The 17,959-nt window shown below is 58.0% G+C and carries 20 protein-coding genes; 13 read left to right on the top strand and 7 right to left on the bottom strand.

All coding sequences use genetic code 11. From position 1 onward, the window contains the following. The first annotated feature begins 34 nt into the window (after positions 1–34). Positions 35–337, top strand: a complete 303-nt coding sequence (locus tag AC2FLB_RS14065; protein WP_496709458.1) for a GFA family protein — start codon at positions 35–37, stop codon at positions 335–337. Here AC2FLB_RS14065 and sfsA read toward each other — a convergent pair. Beyond that, positions 262–978: a DNA/RNA nuclease SfsA gene (gene sfsA, locus AC2FLB_RS14070; protein ID WP_496709459.1), complete on the bottom strand. Its 717-nt coding sequence runs from the start codon at positions 976–978 to the stop codon at positions 262–264. The genes AC2FLB_RS14065 and sfsA overlap by 76 nt on opposite strands. Positions 979–1,027: 49 nt before the next feature. Between sfsA and AC2FLB_RS14075 the strand changes: the two genes are divergently transcribed. From AC2FLB_RS14075 to AC2FLB_RS14090, 4 genes are read left to right on the top strand one after another with little or no spacing between them, the layout of a single operon-like run. Next, positions 1,028–1,750 (top strand): competence/damage-inducible protein A, encoded by a 723-nt coding sequence (locus AC2FLB_RS14075; RefSeq protein ID WP_496709460.1) that lies wholly within the window; start codon positions 1,028–1,030, stop codon positions 1,748–1,750. Continuing rightward, entirely contained in the window at positions 1,747–2,475 is a 729-nt protein-coding gene (locus AC2FLB_RS14080; RefSeq protein WP_496709461.1) for a GNAT family N-acetyltransferase, read from the top strand. Before AC2FLB_RS14075 ends, AC2FLB_RS14080 begins: the two co-directional genes overlap by 4 nt. Further along, a complete protein-coding gene (locus AC2FLB_RS14085) occupies positions 2,472–3,044 on the top strand; it encodes a peroxidase-related enzyme (RefSeq protein ID WP_496709462.1) in 573 nt (190 codons plus the stop codon). The genes AC2FLB_RS14080 and AC2FLB_RS14085 overlap by 4 nt, the downstream gene beginning before the upstream one ends. Beyond that, on the top strand, positions 3,041–3,943 hold the full coding sequence (locus AC2FLB_RS14090) for an OmpA family protein (protein WP_496692745.1): 903 nt from the start codon (positions 3,041–3,043) through the stop codon (positions 3,941–3,943). Before AC2FLB_RS14085 ends, AC2FLB_RS14090 begins: the two co-directional genes overlap by 4 nt. A 3-nt stretch (positions 3,944–3,946) precedes the next feature. Here the strand turns inward: AC2FLB_RS14090 and AC2FLB_RS14095 are convergent, their stop codons facing one another. Next, complete coding sequence (locus AC2FLB_RS14095; protein WP_271952066.1) at positions 3,947–4,909, bottom strand: sodium-dependent bicarbonate transport family permease; 963 nt, start codon at positions 4,907–4,909, stop codon at positions 3,947–3,949. A gap of 96 nt (positions 4,910–5,005) precedes the next feature. On the opposite strand from AC2FLB_RS14095, the gene AC2FLB_RS14100 reads away from it, so the two are divergent. Further along, positions 5,006–5,923 (top strand): hydrogen peroxide-inducible genes activator, encoded by a 918-nt coding sequence (locus AC2FLB_RS14100; RefSeq protein WP_496679081.1) that lies wholly within the window; start codon positions 5,006–5,008, stop codon positions 5,921–5,923. Positions 5,924–5,980: 57 nt separating this feature from the next. Here the strand turns inward: AC2FLB_RS14100 and AC2FLB_RS14105 are convergent, their stop codons facing one another. Then, a complete protein-coding gene (locus tag AC2FLB_RS14105) occupies positions 5,981–6,886 on the bottom strand; it encodes a LysR family transcriptional regulator (protein ID WP_271952071.1) in 906 nt (301 codons plus the stop codon). A 228-nt stretch (positions 6,887–7,114) separates the two neighbouring features. On the opposite strand from AC2FLB_RS14105, the gene AC2FLB_RS14110 reads away from it, so the two are divergent. Further along, the gene (locus AC2FLB_RS14110) at positions 7,115–7,555 is read left to right on the top strand and encodes a DUF4399 domain-containing protein (protein ID WP_281973795.1); all 441 of its coding nucleotides are present in this window, start codon (positions 7,115–7,117) and stop codon (positions 7,553–7,555) included. Between the two features lie 127 nt (positions 7,556–7,682). Further along, on the top strand, positions 7,683–8,291 hold the full coding sequence (locus tag AC2FLB_RS14115; protein WP_142639979.1) for a LysE family translocator: 609 nt from the start codon (positions 7,683–7,685) through the stop codon (positions 8,289–8,291). 51 nt (positions 8,292–8,342) lie between these two features. Here the strand turns inward: AC2FLB_RS14115 and AC2FLB_RS14120 are convergent, their stop codons facing one another. Continuing rightward, on the bottom strand, positions 8,343–10,370 hold the full coding sequence (locus AC2FLB_RS14120) for an FAD-dependent oxidoreductase (protein ID WP_496709463.1): 2,028 nt from the start codon (positions 10,368–10,370) through the stop codon (positions 8,343–8,345). A gap of 138 nt (positions 10,371–10,508) precedes the next feature. On the opposite strand from AC2FLB_RS14120, the gene AC2FLB_RS14125 reads away from it, so the two are divergent. After that, positions 10,509–10,994: an RNA pyrophosphohydrolase gene (locus AC2FLB_RS14125; RefSeq protein ID WP_496709464.1), complete on the top strand. Its 486-nt coding sequence runs from the start codon at positions 10,509–10,511 to the stop codon at positions 10,992–10,994. Between the two features lies 1 nt (position 10,995). Then, positions 10,996–11,643, top strand: a complete 648-nt coding sequence (gene trhA / locus AC2FLB_RS14130; RefSeq protein ID WP_496697780.1) for a PAQR family membrane homeostasis protein TrhA — start codon at positions 10,996–10,998, stop codon at positions 11,641–11,643. Positions 11,644–11,698: 55 nt separating this feature from the next. Here the strand turns inward: trhA and AC2FLB_RS14135 are convergent, their stop codons facing one another. Next, positions 11,699–12,688 carry an adenosine kinase gene (locus tag AC2FLB_RS14135; protein WP_496709465.1) on the bottom strand — a complete coding sequence of 330 codons (990 nt, stop codon included), beginning with the start codon at positions 12,686–12,688 and terminating at the stop codon, positions 11,699–11,701. Next, positions 12,685–13,329 (bottom strand): endonuclease III, encoded by a 645-nt coding sequence (gene nth / locus AC2FLB_RS14140; protein WP_496709466.1) that lies wholly within the window; start codon positions 13,327–13,329, stop codon positions 12,685–12,687. Before nth ends, AC2FLB_RS14135 begins: the two co-directional genes overlap by 4 nt. Positions 13,330–13,539: 210 nt before the next feature. Here nth and AC2FLB_RS14145 point away from each other — a divergent pair, with 210 nt between their 5' ends. The 3 genes from AC2FLB_RS14145 to AC2FLB_RS14155 all read left to right on the top strand — a co-directional run bounded on the left by AC2FLB_RS14145 (position 13,540) and on the right by AC2FLB_RS14155 (position 16,487). Further along, a complete protein-coding gene (locus AC2FLB_RS14145; RefSeq protein ID WP_142639991.1) occupies positions 13,540–14,583 on the top strand; it encodes a heme-binding protein in 1,044 nt (347 codons plus the stop codon). 76 nt (positions 14,584–14,659) lie between these two features. Continuing rightward, a complete protein-coding gene (locus AC2FLB_RS14150) occupies positions 14,660–15,511 on the top strand; it encodes a bifunctional helix-turn-helix domain-containing protein/methylated-DNA--[protein]-cysteine S-methyltransferase (protein WP_281973788.1) in 852 nt (283 codons plus the stop codon). Between the two features lie 76 nt (positions 15,512–15,587). After that, positions 15,588–16,487, top strand: a complete 900-nt coding sequence (locus tag AC2FLB_RS14155; protein WP_142639994.1) for a cation diffusion facilitator family transporter — start codon at positions 15,588–15,590, stop codon at positions 16,485–16,487. Between the two features lie 12 nt (positions 16,488–16,499). Here the strand turns inward: AC2FLB_RS14155 and AC2FLB_RS14160 are convergent, their stop codons facing one another. After that, positions 16,500–17,939: an aldehyde dehydrogenase family protein gene (locus AC2FLB_RS14160; RefSeq protein WP_496709467.1), complete on the bottom strand. Its 1,440-nt coding sequence runs from the start codon at positions 17,937–17,939 to the stop codon at positions 16,500–16,502. Positions 17,940–17,959 lie beyond the last annotated feature (20 nt).

A 17,959-nucleotide genomic window follows, 5' to 3' on the forward strand; every position in this document is an offset into this window, starting at 1 on the left:
GCACTGCGTGTAATGAAGCATTCCTCAGATACTCATGGAAGATATCTGCCTGGTCGTGACTGCTGACCCAATGATCGTACATTGTTGTCATTGCCGGATGTGCCAGCGGCAAACAGGCAGCGCATTCGCCGCAATCCCACTTATTACGGCAGACAATGGGTGTTCAGATCAGGGAGGGCCAGCGCCCCGGTTTTCTTGCTCACGCAGAGAATCCCACGTTGCTAGAAGGTCGAATTCACAGGATGGGATCAAAGGGCCTTTTCAACGCTTCTGCATCAACGATTGGCTTTCGGTCACGTTTACCCAAACCCCTTCAGGCGATATCCGTGTGCCATAGACCAATTTCTCGACACCCCTAGCTTGGGCCGCCTCGAACGCCGCTGCATAGGTCGGGTCGATATCTGCGGCCAATGCAATTCGCTCACAATCGGTGCGCTGGACCAGATACAGCAGGATTGCGCGATGCCCCTCGTCCACCATAGCTGTCAGTTCCCCTAGATGTTTGGTTCCGCGCGCTGTGACGCTGTCGGGGAATTCGGCCAGACCGGGTTCGCGAGACAGGGTCACGCATTTGACCTCGACATAAGCGTCCTGAAGGCCCGGCTGGGTCAGCAGGAAATCAACGCGGCTGTTCTCGCCGTATTTCACCTCGGGGCGCACAGTTTCATAGATTGCCAGTTCAGGGATCTCCCGCGCGATCAATGCCGCGCGCAACGCCCGGTTCGGGACGGATGTATCCACGCCGGTGAAATGCCCGTTTTCGTGATCGACCAGCCGCCATCCGTATTTCAGCTTTTTCTTCGGGTCGTCATTGGGCTCCAACCATATTTTCTCGCCCGGTTCGGCCAGTCCCATCATCGAGCCGGGATTGGCGCAATGCGCTGTCACCTCGCGCCCGTCCTCAAGCCTGCAATCGGCTAGAAAGCGTTTATAGCGGCGGATCAGGTGGGCGGGGACAAGAGGGGTTTCAAATCGCATGCTTCAGGGCCTATACCTGCGGAAAGGGTCGATCAAGGGGGCGCAGGCCATGCAAAATCCAACCGCAGCCATGCTGGTGATCGGGGATGAAATCCTGTCGGGTCGCACCCGCGACGCAAACATGCATTATCTCGCGCAGGAGCTGACCAAGCAGGGGATCGACCTGAAAGAGGTCCGTGTGGTCAGCGATGACGCCGCTGCAATCGAAGCCGCCGTTCAGGCGTTGTCGGCAAATTTTGATCATGTCTTCACCAGCGGTGGGATTGGACCGACCCATGATGATATCACCGCCGATTGCATCGCCCGTGCCTTTGGCGCGCATATCGACATCCGCGACGATGCTCGCGCTTTGCTTGAAGCGCATTACGAGAAATCCGGGCTGGAACTGAACGCTGCCCGTTTGCGCATGGCGCGCATCCCCGATGGTGCCACGCTGATCGACAATCCGGTGTCGACTGCGCCAGGCTTTACCATCGGCAATGTTCATGTGATGGCTGGGGTGCCCTCGGTCTTTCAGGCGATGGTGGCGAGTGTATTGCCGGGTCTGACCGGCGGTGTTCCTCTGCTGTCCCAAACCTTGCGGGTGGATCGCGGCGAAGGCGATATCGCAGCCCCCCTTGCGGCACTCGCAGCGGATTTTCAGGATCTGTCCATCGGGTGTTATCCGTTTCAGATCAATGGTGTGTTCGGTGCCAACGTTGTCATCCGCGGAACCGAGGGCGCCCAGATTGATGCAGCCTCAACCCGGTTGGCGAAAGAGCTTGGTCTGTGAGCGTTGTCTGGCCTGATGTCGTCGATGGCACTTGGCCATCTGCGCATCGCGACAGGAAGGGGCCGTTTTGGGTGCGTCAGGGTCTGGGCGGCGGATCGCGGGTGAGTGCAGCCAATGCGCTGGGGCCGGTCTTGGATGACGATATCGCGGCGGCCGAGGTCGCGATGCAGGCACTGGGGCAAAAGCGCATCTTTTGCCTGTGGCCAGGGGACGAGGCGCTGGATGCGCAGCTTGAAGGCCGGGGCTATTCCGTGTTGGATCCGGTCAATATTTACACCTGCCCGGTTGAGCATCTGACTGATCTTCCGCTCCCCCGCGTAACGGTGTTCTCGATATGGGAGCCGCTGGCAATCATGCGTGAGATCTGGGCCGAGGGCGGGATTGGACCAGAGCGGCTGGCCGTGATGGAGCGAGCCCCGGGTCCAAAGACCGGCCTGCTGCTTCGCCATAGTGACCAACCTGCTGGTACCGGGTTTGTTGCGATGCACGGGGACGTGGCCATGGTCCACGCACTTGAGATTTTGCCCGCTCATCGCCGTCAGGGCCTGGGCCAATGGGCGATGCGCGCGGCTGCGCTCTGGGCACAGGATCAGGGCGCCGGGACGCTCAGCGTGATTTGCACCAAGGCGAATGCGGGCGCCAATGGCCTTTATCGCGCGCTTGGGATGGAGCTTGCCGGAGAATACCATTACCGTCAGCTGGCTGAAGGAGAGAACCCAAAGTGACCGATCTTACACCACCCACCGCGCTGAACCTTCCGATGGTGGATCCGCTGCCGCCGGAGACGCAGAAATATTTCGACATTTGCGTCGAAAAGCTGGGTTTTGTGCCCAACGTTCTGCGGGCCTATGCCTTTGACATCGACAAGCTGAACGCGTTCACCGCGATGTATAATGATCTGATGCTAGCGGATAGTGGGTTGTCCAAGCTTGAACGCGAGATGATCGCGGTGGTCGTGTCGGCAATAAACAAGTGTTTCTATTGCCTTGTCGCACATGGGGCGGCTGTCAGGCAGTTGTCGGGTGATCCGCAACTGGGCGAAATGCTGGTCATGAACTACCGGGTTGCGCCTTTGGATCAGCGGCAGCGTGCCATGCTGGATTTCGCGGCCAAAATGACCACCGAAAGCACCAAGATCGAAGAGCCCGACCGACAGGTCCTGCGGGATGCCGGGTTTAGCGACCGCGATATCTGGGACATTGCCAACGTGACCGGCTTTTTCAACATGTCGAACCGTGTTGCAAGCGCGACCGCGATGTCCCCCAACCCCGAGTATCACGCCCAATCAAGATGATCCGCCGTCTCGTTATATTCCTGTTGCTCATGGCATCGCCTGTTGTCGGGCAGGAGCTGACGCTTCCTTCGGGTACGCGATTGGTCAGCGACCGCACGAGCCCGTTGGACAGCTATGACCTGCCCACTGGCCCCTATACCGACGGAGCAGTCCCGGCGCGCCGGGTCGAAGGGCGGGTCGAGCGCTATACCTGGCGGCTGCAGGCCGGGTCCAGCACCACTTTGCAGCTGCTAGCCCCGTTGCGGGAACAGATCAAAGCCCAGGGGTATGAGGTTCTCTTTGACTGCGACGCCCGCAGTTGCGGCGGCTTCGATTTTCGCTTTGGAACCGAAGTTGTCCCCACGCCTGACATGTATGTGGCCATCCAGGACTATCGCTTTTTGTCCGCTGCCAAGGGCGACGAAGTTCTGAGCCTGTTGGTCAGCCGAAACCCGCCCGATGGCTATGTGCAGATGATCCGCGTGTCACCTGAAGGGGCCGAAGCCGCGCCTCCGTTGGTGATCGAAGAAGAGGTCGATCAGGCACAGGGGCTGTTGGCAGAGCTTGCACAGGAGGGCCATGTGATTCTGGGTGATCTGCATTTTCGCACGGGCGAGATAACCCTGGGTGACGGGCCTTTCGGCTCTCTGAATGAGATTGCGCAGTATCTGTCGGACAATCCCGGAACGCGGCTGGCTCTGGTCGGGCACACGGATGATACTGGCGCACTCGAGGCCAACATATCGGTCAGCACCGGCCGGGCGCAGACCGTGCGCGCCCGGTTGATCGAGAAATACGGCGTGGCCTCCGACCGGGTCGAGGCGCGGGGGATCGGCTATCTGGCTCCGATCACCTCGAATGCAACGGCCGAAGGTCGCGATTTGAACCGCCGGGTCGAGGCGGTTCTGCTGATCAACTGATCCCTACATCACCCACCACAGGTACAGCGGCAGCCCGATCGTGATGTTGAACGGGAAGGACACACCCAGCGACAGGGTCAGATAGATCCCGGCCTCGGCCTTTGGCAGCGCGATCTTCATCGCCGCGGGCACAGCGATATACGAGGCGGATGCAGACAGGACCATGAACAGGAACAGGCTGCCTTCGGGCAGGCCGATCACCGCCCCGACCACCCAGGCCATCGCAGCGCCGATCAGGGGCATCAGCATTCCAAAGGCAAACAGACCCAGCGAGAGCTTGTCGCGGTTCTTGATCAGGCTGCGCCCCGCGGAAATGCCCATATCCAGCAGGAAAAGGCACAGGATGCCGGTGAAGGGTGTGACGATGAAGGGCGCAATCATCTGCATCCCTTCGCCACCCGTGACCGCGCCGATCAGGAAAGCCCCGGTCAGCAGGACAATCGACCCGTTTGCCAAAAGATCACGCCACAGCCCCTTGTCCTTGACGCCATTACTGCTGGTTTTATGCGCCAACCACAGGGCCGACAGGATGGCCGGAACCTCCATTGCGGCGGCAACAGCGACCATGAACCCATCATGGCTGAGCCCTACCAGATCCAGCAGGCTGATGGCAGTGACGAAAGTCACGATTGAGATTGACCCATAATGCCCGGCAACAGCCGCCGCATTCAACGCGTCCAACCGTGTCATGACCCGGAGCAGGCCGAATGCCACAAAGGGGATGACAAAAGACAACCCCACACCGCCTAGCAAAGTCAGGAACAGATCCATGTGGATGCCATGCTCGGCCAGGCTGCTGCCGCCTTTGAAGCCGATGGCCAGCAGCAGATACAGCGACATGAACTTGGCTGCCCCACCGGGGATCGACAGATCGCTGCGGGCAAAAGCCGCTAGCAGCCCGAGGACGAAGAAAAGGATGGTTGGGACCAGCAAGTTGCTGGAAAGGGTTTCGATTACGCTGGGCATTTTGGCTCCTGTCCCGATTTCACGGGCTAAGTGCCTTGCCTATATTTGTTATCCAAATATTATCTTTCTAAATTTTGGATAGTTTAAAGCTATGAAATGCGCCCAACACTAAGGCAACTGGAATATATCGTTACGGTCAGCCGACTGGGTCGATTTGGATTGGCAGCTGAGGTTCTGAATGTCAGCCAGCCCAGCCTCTCGGCGCAAATTGCCTCTGTAGAACAAGAACTTGGCCTGCGCATCTTTGATCGTAACCGGGGTGGTGTTCAGGTGACTGCCAAAGGCCAAGAGTTCATCGAGCGCGCCCAGAAGATCCTTGCCGATGTCCGGGATCTGCGCCACGCGATGAGCAGCGAGACACCGGTCTCAGGACGGCTAAGGCTGGGCGTGTTGCCCTCAATCGGGCCCTACCTGCTGCCTCAGGTCATCAAAAAGGTCCATCAGGACCGCCCCGGTCTGCGCATTGTCGTGCGCGAGGAAAACACCCGTGATCTGGAACAAGGGCTGAAATCCGGTCGGTTCGATCTGATCCTGTCCACGCCCGAGGACCATCCGAACACAATCCAGCAGCGCCTGTTCAACGAATCCCTGTGGATCGGGGTCGCTGTGGATGATGTGCTGGCGGGTGATACCCAGGGTGTCACCGCCCAGGATTTGCGCGACCGGCTGATCCTGACCCTAGACCAAAGCCACCGTCTGTCCCGGATCGTCTATGCGCTTGCGGCGGAATGCGGCGGGGTGGTGTCGGATGAATACGAGGGCACCACGCTTGATTCCATCGTGCTGATGGCAGCCTCGGGGGTTGGGGTTGCGGTGTTGCCGGACCTGTATGCAAGACGTCAGGGGATTTACCGCGATGAAGTCCATTTGCGCCCGTTGACCATAACAAATGCCAACCGCGATATCGCGCTTCTTTCCCGCAGAAAAGAAGCTGATCTGCCCGGACAGAATATCCTGATCCAATCCTTGCGTACGGTCGCGCAGAGTATGGGGCTGGCCGTGTTAAGCGACTAAAAAAATGGCCCACACAACATGTGCGGGCCGTTCAGTTTCCACCGGGAGAAATTAGAATTACCAGTCCATCGGGCCTTTTTCGTTGAAGGCATCGACGAGGAAATCAATGAATGCCCGCACCTTGGGCTGCGTAAAGCGGCCGGGCGGGTAGACGGCATAAACGCCTTGCACTTCATCGGGCAGCGACGGCATTGCGTCGACAACTTCGCCCGACTTCAGCGCCTCGGCATAGAGATAGCTGGGCAGATGCGCGATCCCAAGCCCCGAGACCGCAGCGTTCAACAAGGATTGCCCATCATTCACGCTGAGCCACCCGGCGGTGCGGACCTGACGTTTTTCACCCGAAGGTGCGGTCAGTTTCCACACATTGCCCGAAGACTGGCTGGAATAATGTAACAGCTTGTGTTCGTTCAGGTCGTCGATCTTTTGCGGACGCCCGAATTTCTCGATATAGGTGGGCGCGGCGACCATCCGCTTGACGGTTTCGGTCAGCTTGCGGGCGCGCAATGTACTGTCTTCCAGCTCACCAATCCGCACAGCAACGTCGAACCCTTCCGAGATCAGCTCAACATAGCGATTGTTCAGCACCATATTCACCGTGATGTCGGGATAGGCAGCTAGAAATCCTGACAGAACCGGAGAAAGGTGATTCACGCCGAAATCTGTCGCCACACTGATCCGCAGCAGACCAGAGGGGGCAGATTGCATCGAGGTGACCAGCGCATCAGCCTCGCCCGCGTCATTCAGAACGCGGCGGGCCCGGTCATAATAGGCCAGCCCGATTTCGGTTGGTGACACGCGGCGCGTCGTGCGGTTCAGCAGTCTTGCGCCCAGGCGTGCTTCCAGGCTGGAAACGTGCTTGGACACAGCCGATTTTGAGATGCCCATTTTCTTGGCCGCGTCGGTGAAACCGCCTTGGTCCACCACGTTGGCGAAGGCTTCCATTTCGGTCAGTCGGTCCATTCTTGTTCCCCAGGTGTAGGTTCTTTAACTGATCTTTACGTCAAATCTGGGCGGAAACAGGGCGGACATGGGATAATATCAGGGATTTGAATCGGATCGTTTGCGCTTGGGAAACTCTGAAACAGTGGTTTCCATATGGGCCACAAGCCTTTTGACAACGGGTATCCTCGATTTCGGGCCGAAACATGCTACCATGAGGATGGCAAATTTGTGACAACGGAGAAGATTATGAAAGCTGTTTTAGCTATTGCCGCAACCTGCCTGTCGGCGACATTTGCTCTGGCCGGGGGTGAAACACCATCAAACCCCGAAGCGCAGGTCTATTTTGTGAAATTGTCTGACGGCGACGTTGTCCAATCTCCGGTCACCGTGGTCTTTGGCCTCAGCGGCATGGGGGTCGCGCCGGCGGGTACTGAAAAGGAAAACACCGGGCATCATCATCTGCTGATCGACCGACCGCCTTTGGGGCAGGGAGAGGACGGTGCGGATGAGTTGTCTTATGGTCTGCCCGCGGATGACAATCATATCCATTTTGGCGGCGGTCAGACCGAGGTGACGCTGGAAATGGCTGCAGGCGAACATACGCTTCAGCTAGTGCTCGGCGATGCAGGTCATGTACCGCATTCCACGCCCATCGTGTCTGAGGTGATTACGATAACCGTTGAATAAGCGATAAGGGACTTCTGCTGTTGGTATCCGGCGGGCTTTCAGGAATGTCGCCGGGCCACAGTGATGTATGGCGTTTACTTTTCCTTTCGAACCGGAAATTCTGCGTGCTAGGAAAGGGAGGGCTGGGATGTCGACAGAGTTCCTACTGACGTCTCTGATCGTTGTGCTTTTACCGGGCACCGGCGTGATCTATACGCTTGCGGTTGGGTTGGGGCGTGGCTTTTGGGCCAGTTTTGCGGCGGCGATTGGCTGTACCATAGGGATCGTACCTGCTGCGCTGGCCAGTATCGTCGGTCTTGCGGCCCTGCTGCATACCAGCGCGCTGGCCTTTCTGGTGCTAAAATACCTTGGGGTGCTGTATCTGTTTTACATGGCCTGGGGGATCGTCCGGCAAGGCGGAGCATTGGATGTACAGAGCCAGAAACCCGCAAAAGGGTATGTGAAGATTGCAATCACGGGCACCTTGATCAATGTGTTGAACCCCAAGCTATCTTTGTTCTTTCTGGCCTTTCTGCCGCAATTCATTCCCGCCGGTACAGGTGCCGCCGAAGCAGAGCTGATCAAGTTGGCCTTGTCCTTCATGGCCATGACCTTTGTCGTCTTTGTTGGTTATGGCGCTTTCGCTGCGGTGGCACGCGACTATGTGATCCAGCGGCCCACTGTCATGGCTTGGGTCAGGCGCTGTTTCGCCGGGGCCTTTGGGGCATTGGGTGCAAAGCTGGCGCTGGCCGACTGACCCCAATACCAGCAGAGCGATTGGCCCGGTTCTGGACCGGGCCAAGGCATATCAGAAACTGGTTGCCAGCCGCGTGCCCTGATTGATGGCCCGTTTGGCGTCCAATTCGGCTGCAACATCCGCGCCGCCGATCACATGTGGGGTGATGCCACGTTCGATCAACGTATCGGCCAGGCTGCGGTCCGAGATCTGGCCCGAGCACAGAACAATCGTATCCACCGCAATTACTGTCGGGTTCTCGCGTGCTTCGCCGAAACTCACATGCAGCCCGTCATCGTCGATTCGCTCATAATTCACGCCACCGACGAAATTGACGTTTTTCATCTTCAGCGTTGCGCGATGAATCCAGCCGGTGGTCTTGCCCAACCCTTTGCCATGGGCTTGCGCCTTGCGCTGCAGCAAAGTCACCTGACGCGCGGGGGCGGTAGGTTGTGGCCCTTCAGGTGCCAGCCCCGAGCGATGCTCGGCCGGGTCGGTAACGCCCCATTCCTTCATCCAGGCAGGCAAGTCGGTGGTGATGCTGTTGCCTTCTTCCAGCAGGAATTCGGACACGTCAAAGCCAATCCCACCTGCTCCGATCACGGCCACTGATTTGCCAACCGGGGTCTTGTGGCGCAGGACGTCGATATAATCGACGACATTGTCTCGGTCCTGACCAGGGATTTTCGGATCACGCGGAACGACACCGGTGGCAATTACCACCTCGTCATAACCAGTCAGATCGTCGGCGCCCACTTCGCGCTCAAGCACTACCTTAATGCCCAAATCGGCAATCATGGTGCGGTACCATTCGACCAGACCCCAGAATTCCTCTTTGCCCGGAACCTGCTTGGCCATGTTCAACTGGCCGCCGATCTCACGGGCACGGTCAAAAATGGTCACGTCATGGCCACGCTGCGCGGCGGTCATTGCGGTGGACAGGCCTGCCGGGCCCGCCCCTACGATGGCGATTTTCTTCACGCTGTCGGCCTGTGTGATCACCAGTTCGGTTTCGTGACAAGCGCGCGGGTTTACTAGGCACGAGGTCAGTTTGCCCTGGAATGTGTGATCCAGACAGGCCTGGTTGCAAGCGATGCAGGGTGCAATCGTCGCCGCCTCAGCAGCGATGGCTTTGTTAACGAAATCCGCATCTGCCAGCATCGGGCGGGCCAGCGAGACCATGTCGGCGCACCCCGTGGCAAGAACTTCTTCGGCGACCTCCGGCGTGTTAATCCGGTTTGACGTAATGACTGGGATCGAGACCTTGCCCATCAGCTTTTTGGTCACCCAAGCAAAGGCCGCGCGCGGAACGCTGGTGGCAATGGTGGGAATCCGCGCCTCGTGCCAGCCGATGCCGGTGTTGATGATCGTGGCGCCGGCCTGTTCGATCCGCTGCGCCAGTTCCACAACCTCATCATGAGTAGATCCGTTGGGAACCAGGTCAATCATCGACAAGCGGTAGATGATGATGAATTCCGTGCCGACGGCCTCGCGCGTGCGGCGGACAACTTCGATCGGCAGGCGCATCCGGTTCTCATAAGAGCCGCCCCAACGGTCCTCGCGCTTGTTGGTGTGAGTCACCAGAAATTGGTTGAGGAAATACCCTTCGGATCCCATGATCTCGACCCCGTCATAGCCCGCTTTCTGGGCCAGGACCGCGGCGTTCACGATATCGCTGATCTGTTTCTCGATACCCTCTTCGTCCAACTCGGTCGGCGGGAAAGGAGAGATCGGAGATTTCACCGGGCTGGGTGCGACACATTTCGGCCCGTAGGCATAGCGCCCCGCATGCAGGATCTGCATCGCGATCTTGCCACCGGCCTCATGCACCCGCTGGGTGACGATGGAATGGTTTGCCACTTCTTTGTCGTTGGTCATCATTGATGCCCCCGGCAGTACCGAACCTTCAAGATTTGGTCCGATCCCACCAGTCACCATCAGCGCCACGCCACCGCGCGCGCGGTCGGCATAGAACTCGGCCACCCGATTCCAATCGCCAGTCTCCTCAAGCCCGGTATGCATCGAGCCCATCAGCACGCGGTTCTTCAGCGTGGTAAAGCCCAGATCCAGCGGGGCCAGCATGTTTGGGTATGCAGTCATCCAGAACTCTCCCTTATAGAATTTGGCTGCCAGATTGACCTTCGCGTCATCTTTGTCACGCAAAACCTAACGTCATACCCTTTGCCTTGGGCCCGCTGCTTGTTACAGACGCTCCAAAGCATGTTCACGAGGCCGCGTATGACCCCCGAAGAGATTGCCAAACTGCCCTACCGCCCCTGCGTCGGGCTGATGTTGATGAATGCCGAGGGTAAGATATTCGTCGGCCAGCGCAACGACCGCCACAAGGACGCCTGGCAGATGCCTCAGGGTGGTGTGGACCAGGGTGAAGACCCGCGCGATGCGGCGCTGCGCGAGCTGTGGGAAGAAACCGGCGTCACGGCAGATCTGGTCGAGATCATCGCCGAGACCGAGGGGTGGTTGCCCTATGATCTGCCGCATGACATCGTGCCGAAGATCTGGAAAGGTCGGTATCGGGGTCAAGAGCAGAAATGGTATCTGATGCGGTTCTCTGGCCGCGACGATCAGATCAACATTCAGACTGAGCATCCCGAATTCACCCGCTGGAAATGGCAGGAACCGGAACAGCTGGTTGCCGAAATCGTGCCGTTCAAACGCGACGTGTATGAACACGTGGTTGCAGCGTTTTCGGATCACCTGAACTGACATGATCCCACAGACCTATCCCAGTCCGGACCCTTGCCACCGCCGCGCCGATCTGGTCGTGCATCTTATCGGTCTGGCGTTGATTTTGACCGCTGGCGGAGCGCTGATCCGCAAATCGTACCTGATGCTCGACAGCGGGCTTATTCTTGCGGTTCTGGTTTATGTAGCCTGTGCGTTGGGCTCTAATCTGGCCTCGTGTTTTTATCACTTTTCCCGCTGGCACCAGCGTCGGCAGCTGCTACGACGCATAGACCATGCCGCAATCTATTCCAGTATCTGCGGCACCTTCACACCCTTTTTCCTGCTGGCCGGTACCGGCTGGACCATGACTTTGCTCTGGTTGTGCTGGGGGCTGACTGTGGTGGCCATCTGGAACAAGATCGCCAACAAGACGGTCAAGTCCCGATGGTCAACAGCATCCTATCTGGGTCTGGGCGCGCTGGGGCTGTGCGCCATACCCGATCTGAAAGATGTCCCCGTTTCAGTCCTGTGGTGCATTCTGGCCGGGGCGGCAAGCTACGTGATCGGCACAGTCTTTTATGCCCGCAAGACACTGCCTTTCCGCTATGCGATTTGGCACGCTTGGGTCAATCTTGGCGGCATATTCATGTTCGTAGGCATCTGGATCGCCCTATTCGTGCAGGGATAACCGTGAGGGGAGGGGCTCTGCCCCTCCCACAAATTATAGGCCAGTCCTGATCCGATTAAAGCAAGCCGCCCTGCTTGAGCAAATCGATCATATCCGCCTTGGGGCGCGGGCCGATATGGCTGATCACCTCACGGGCGCAGACATTGCCCATCTTGGCGCAAGTCTCATAGTCCCGCCCAGTGGCCATGCCAAACAGGAACCCGGCTGCGAATTGGTCGCCTGCGCCGGTGGCGTCGACGGGAACGATTTTTTCCACCGGAATGTCAAAGCGCTGACCTTCATTCAGCACAGTTACCCCGTCGCCTGACCGGGTGCAGACCACCAGAGGGCAGATATCGGCGGTTTTCGCCAGTGCATCCTCAAGATCGTCGGTTTCGAACAGGGATTTGATCTCGGCCTCGTTGCCGATCACAAAATCCAGTTCATTTTCGATCAGCAGTAGGAAATCGACCCGGTGCCGTTCAACACAGAACGGGTCAGAAATGGCGATCCCGGCCTTGCCGCCGCCCTTGTGGCAATCCCGTGCGGCCTGAAGGAACGCAGCTTTGCCTTTTTCCTTGTCGAACAAATAGCCTTCAAGGAACATGATCTGGCTGTTACCCGCGACCTCGGCTGATACATCCGCCGAGGAAAGCTCCGAGGAAATCCCCAGATAGGTGTTCATCGACCGTTCACCGTCGGGTGAGACAAAAATCATCGAGCGCGAAGTCGGAAGCTCTCCACCCGGTACGGGCGGGTTCACGAAATCCACACCGTCCTCGTGCATCGCCTCTGCGTAGAATCGTCCCAACGCATCATCATGTACGCGTCCGATAAAGGCTGCGCTCAGTCCCAGTGCGCCGGCACCGGCAATCGTGTTCGCAACGGATCCGCCCGGCGTTTGCACGCGGCCTTCCATAGCGGCGTAAAGAAGTTCACCCCGCTCCTGTTCTATCAGCTGCATGATGCCCTTCTCGATGCCCATCAGTTCCAGAAAACTGTCATCGGCCTGAGAGATCACGTCCACAACGGCGTTTCCAATACCGGTGAGCTGGTAGGTTTTCATAGGTTCTTGTCCTCGAATTGGCAGAGATCGCGGATGATACAGGATCCGCACATAGGTTTGCGTGCTTTGCAGTGATACCGGCCATGCAAGATAAGCCAGTGATGTGCGTGCAGTTGGAAGTCGGTCGGGATGTTATCTTCGATTGCGCGTTCAACCGCATCCACATGTTTTCCCGGACAGATGCCTGTTCGGTTTCCGACACGGAAAATATGCGTATCCACGGCCTGCGCCGGATAGCGCCACCACATGTTCAACACCACATTGGCGGTCTTACGCCCGACGCCCGGCAGCGATTGCAACGCGGCGCGGGAATTGGGAACTTCGCCGTCATACTCTTCGACCAGAATATGGCTGAGCTTGATGACGTTCTTTGCCTTTTGGCGGAATAGACCGATGGTTTTGATATGCTCGATCAGGCCATCTTCGCCCAGGTCCAGCATCTTTTGCGGTGTGTCGGCGGTTTTGAAAAGGGCGCGCGTAGCCTTGTTGACGCCGACATCGGTGGCCTGTGCAGACAGCGCCACCGCTACGACCAGAGTATAGACATTCACATGCTCTAGCTCACCCTCAGGTTCCGGGTCAGCCTGCTGAAAGCGGGTAAAAATCTCTCGGATAGTGTGGTAATCAAGTTGCTTGGCCATGCGGCGACGTATGCACGTATTGCGGCGCAGGGCAAGCCGATGGCTCGGGTAACCACACAAGCAAGAATCTGCTTAGCGGATAGCTGTGGGTTTTGGATTACGTAGGGTAAGCCTGATTCGTGTTATTCTCGCGATGCGCAGCCAATTCTTATTTCAGCGCATTTTTCCCGCATTGGCGGATATTTTATTTAATTATTGAAAGGTTGATCCATGGCGAACCCAGATCTTGCCGCAAAACTGCAGTCCCGTTATCGGTCTGTTGAGCTGGCCCATCAAGGTGACGAAGACCTCGGCCCCCTGAAATTACTGCCCGGAGTTTGGAAGAACGGCGACAGCACGCGCGGACGTGGCTGGAACATGATCGCGCTTCCGTTTGCGACCGAGCCTGGCAGCCGTCTCAACTACCGTCTGCTGGTTAATCAATTCGAGGAAACGCTTCAATTCACGACCGTTGACAAAGCGGTTCCAAACCGCGGGATTGAGCGTCCGAACCCGGCCTCAGGAGACCCGACCATTAACACCGATCAGTTTGTCGTCACGCTGGACTATCAGCAGTCCATCGCGCAGCTCTCGGCTGAAGATCGCCCCGACAGCGGACTGGCGGGACCTGCCGATCTGGCCATCCATCACGAGCCCGGTCTGTTCCTGCATATGACCAATCTGACCACAAACAATCTGAACGTTGCACGTTTGGGAACGGTGCCACATGGCGACTCGCTGTTAGGTCTTGGAGAAGCGAGCGAGATCGATGGACCGCCAACGATTCCGGTGGTGGACGGGCTGCCCGAAGGGGCCACAAAGGACCTGAACAGCGGATATCTTTCGCCCTACAAACATTATCACGATAATCCGTTCAACGGCGTTGTGACCGCCCCGGGGTTCCCAGGCTTCGATCCTGTGCACCCGCATCTGTTGCTGGCAGCTGGAATACCGAACAATGTGAAAAAAACCACGATATTGCCGTTCAACACCGCGCTTGAGGATGCCGGGATCGTCAACATTCCGTTTGTTGTCAAACAAGCCAACGCGGCGGTTATGGATTCGATCTTTTGGATCATGGAGCTGGACGAGCCGGGAATTGGCGGTGAACCCAAGCTGCTGATGATGTATCTGCAGAATGTCGGTCTGGATTTCTTCCCACGCTTTGACGGGAAGCCCGGTCTGATCCGCTGGCCGCATGTCAGCATCAACGTCATGGAAAAGGTTGCACCCCCGGAAGAGGCGGCACCCTATACCGTTATCCCGCAGGTCTGAGGGGCAGATAGCGCAAGAATCGGGTCGCACTCTGGTCGGTAACAGGCCATCTTCTGTCTATCGAAGGAGTGCGACCATGAATGTCCAGACCCCAGAAAGCGGCTATCATTATAATGTCATGCGCCGGGCGATTGACCTGATTGATCAGGGTGGAGAGGCCCTGAGTCTTGAGGAACTGGCACAGCAGATGGATATGAGCCCCGCGCATTTCCAGCGCCTGTTCTCACGTTGGACCGGGGTATCGCCCAAGCGGTATCAGCAATATCTGACGCTAGGCCATGCCAAGGCGTTGCTGCGCGAGCGGTTCACGACACTGGAAACCGCTCTGAATGTTGGCCTGTCCGGCAGCGGTCGCCTGCATGATCTGTTCCTGAAATGGGAATCCATGAGCCCCGGCGAATATGCCCGTAGGGGTGCCGGTTTGACCATCTATTGGGGATGGTTTGAATGTCCTTTTGGTCCTGCTTTGGTGATGGGCACCGACAAGGGCATCTGCGGAATGGCCTTTGGGGCCGAAACCGGCGAAGAAAATGCCATGGCGGATATGTTGTCGCGTTGGCCCAATGCCAATTTCGTCGAGGACCCGATGCGCCTGCGGCCCTGGGCGCTCAGTGCATTTGGCGCGGTGAGCGACCGATTGGAACCAACGCCTCTGTATCTGATAGGCTCGCCCCTGCAGATCAAAGTGTGGGAAGCGCTGATGCATATCCCTTCGGGCCAGGTCACAACCTATTCCGAGATCGCGCAACGGGTGGGATCACCGCAAGCTGTGCGCGCCGTCGGGACGGCCGTGGGTCGAAACCCGGTCAGTTGGCTGATCCCTTGCCACCGCGCGCTGCGAAAATCCGGGGGGCTGGGTGGGTATCATTGGGGCCTGCCGGTGAAACGCGCCATGCTGGCCTATGAGGCGGCACAAGCAGACGCTTGATTTCTGATCAGAAAAAGCCATAGGGATCATCGAACAAAGTGATAGACCTGTCCCAAGGTTGCAGGACACCAATGCGATGATCCAGAAATTTGCCCTGTGGTCGATCCCGATTTCCATCGCGGTTCTGGCCTTGAAACTCTTGGCCTGGTGGTTGACGGGATCAGTCGCCTTGTTGTCCGATGCGATGGAATCCGTGGTCAATGTGGTCGCGGCCTTGCTGGCGTTCTTTGCGGTTTCGATCGGCGGCAAACCTCCTGACGATAATCACCCCTTTGGGCACAAGAAAGCCGAATACCTGTCTGCTGTTGTCGAAGGTGTGCTGATCGTGCTGGCGGCACTTCTAATCCTGCGAGAGGCCGTTGCCGCGCTGTCATCGTCGCATCTGGACCAGGCCCCGCTGACCGGGGTGGCAATCAATGTGCTGGCAACCGCTCTGAACGGTGCCTGGGCCTATATGTTGCTGCGGGTCGGGCGGCAGTACGCCTCTCCGGCGCTTGAGGCCAGCGCAAAGCATATCTTTACCGATGTGTTCACCTCGGTGGGCGTTGTCATCGGATTGGTGTTGGCCCTTGCCACCGGCTGGCTGATCCTGGACCCGATCCTGGCCATTCTGGTCGCCCTGAACATTCTGTGGGAGGGATGGAAGGTCATTCGCAAGTCGATTGACGGTCTGATGGACGTGTCCCTTACTGATCCCGAACTGGATGAGGTGCGGAGCATCATCGATGCAAATCTGGGCCGGGCGCTGGAATATCACGACCTGCGGGGCCGTCGATCCGCCAGCATGATCTTTGTCGAGTTCCATCTGGTCGTTGACGGTGGCATGAGCGTGGCGACGGCCCATGATATCTGTGACGATATCGAAGACGCTTTGACCGATCAGTTCCCCGGATCGGTTTTTGTGATTCATCTCGAGCCGGATTCAGAGTCTAAAGGGCCCGGCGCAGATAGCGCACGGGCCCCGAAAACAGGTTAGACGGCAGGTGGGTTACTCGGCAGCCCAGCCGCCGACGGCCTTAACCTCAAGGAAATCCTCCAGCCCCCAGACGCCGCCTTCGCGCCCGTTGCCGGATTGTTTCATGCCGCCGAACGGGGAACCCGCGCTGCGGGATTTGCCATTCATCTCGACCATACCCGACCGCAGAGCGCGGGCCATGCGGTTGGCACGGACGTTATCCTGTGTCTGGACATAGTTGGTCAGCCCATAAGGTGTGTCATTGGCGATTTCGATGGCCTCTTCCTCAGTATCGAAGGGGATCATGGTCAGAACCGGTCCAAAGATCTCTTCGCGGGCGACGGTCATCTGGTTGTTGACGTCGGCAAAGACAGTGGGCCGCACGTAATAGCCCTTGTTCAGCCCTTCGGGCCTGCCAGTGCCACCAGCGACAAGGCGCGCGCCTTCGTCGATACCCTTTTGGATCAGGTCCTGAATCTTGCCCCATTGCAGCTCATTCACAACCGGGCCGATATGGCGGCCTTCTTCCATCGCCGGGCCAACGGTGACACCTTTGGCAACCTCAGCTGCGGTTTCCACCGCCGCGTCATAGATGGGACGCTGAACCAGCATCCGGCTAGGGGCGTTACAGCTTTGACCGGTGTTGTTCATCATGTGCAGCACGCCACGTTTGACGGCCTTTTCATCCGCATCGGCAAAGACCACGTTTGCACCCTTGCCACCCAGTTCCAAATGCACCTTCTTCAGCGTATCGGCGGCGGCCTTGGAAATCGCCGTGCCCGCGCGGGTGGAACCGGTAAAGCTGACCATATCCACATCGGGATGCGAAGACAGCTGAGACCCGACGCCAACCCCGTCACCGTTGACAAGGTTGAAGACACCGGGCGGGAATCCGGCCTCATCCATCAGCTCAGCAAAGATCATCGCGTTCAGCGGGCTTTGCTCCGAGGGTTTCAGAACCATTGTGCAGCCCGCAATCGCAGCCGCACCGACCTTCAGCGTGACCTGGTTCATTGGCCAATTCCACGGTGTGATCAGGGCGGCGACACCGACGGCCTCATAGATGATCTGGTCGTTGGGAGCGTGATCGCCCAGCGGCCGCTCGAAAGGAAACGCTTTGGCAGCGCGGATGAAATTTGCCAGGTGCCAACTTCCTGCTCCGACTTGCTGGCTACGCGCCATGTCGATCGGGGCGCCCATCTCCAACGACATTGCCTGGGCCAGATCCTCGGACCGTTCGGCATAAAGCGCGATCAGCTTTTCGACCATCGCGATGCGGGTTTCCGCCGGGGTTTCCATCCAGCCGGGCAACGCCGCCTTGGCCGCTGCAACAGCCGCGTCCGTATCGGCCTGATCGCCCAGCGAAATCACGGCACATGGTTCTTCGGTCGAGGGGTTGATGACCTGAAAATCATGCGTAACCGATGGGGCAACCCACTGACCGTTGATGTAAAAATTGCGTTTCTCGATCATGGTGCATCCTCCTGACCATG

This window comes from Ruegeria sp. CDSA236 (assembly GCF_059611285.1).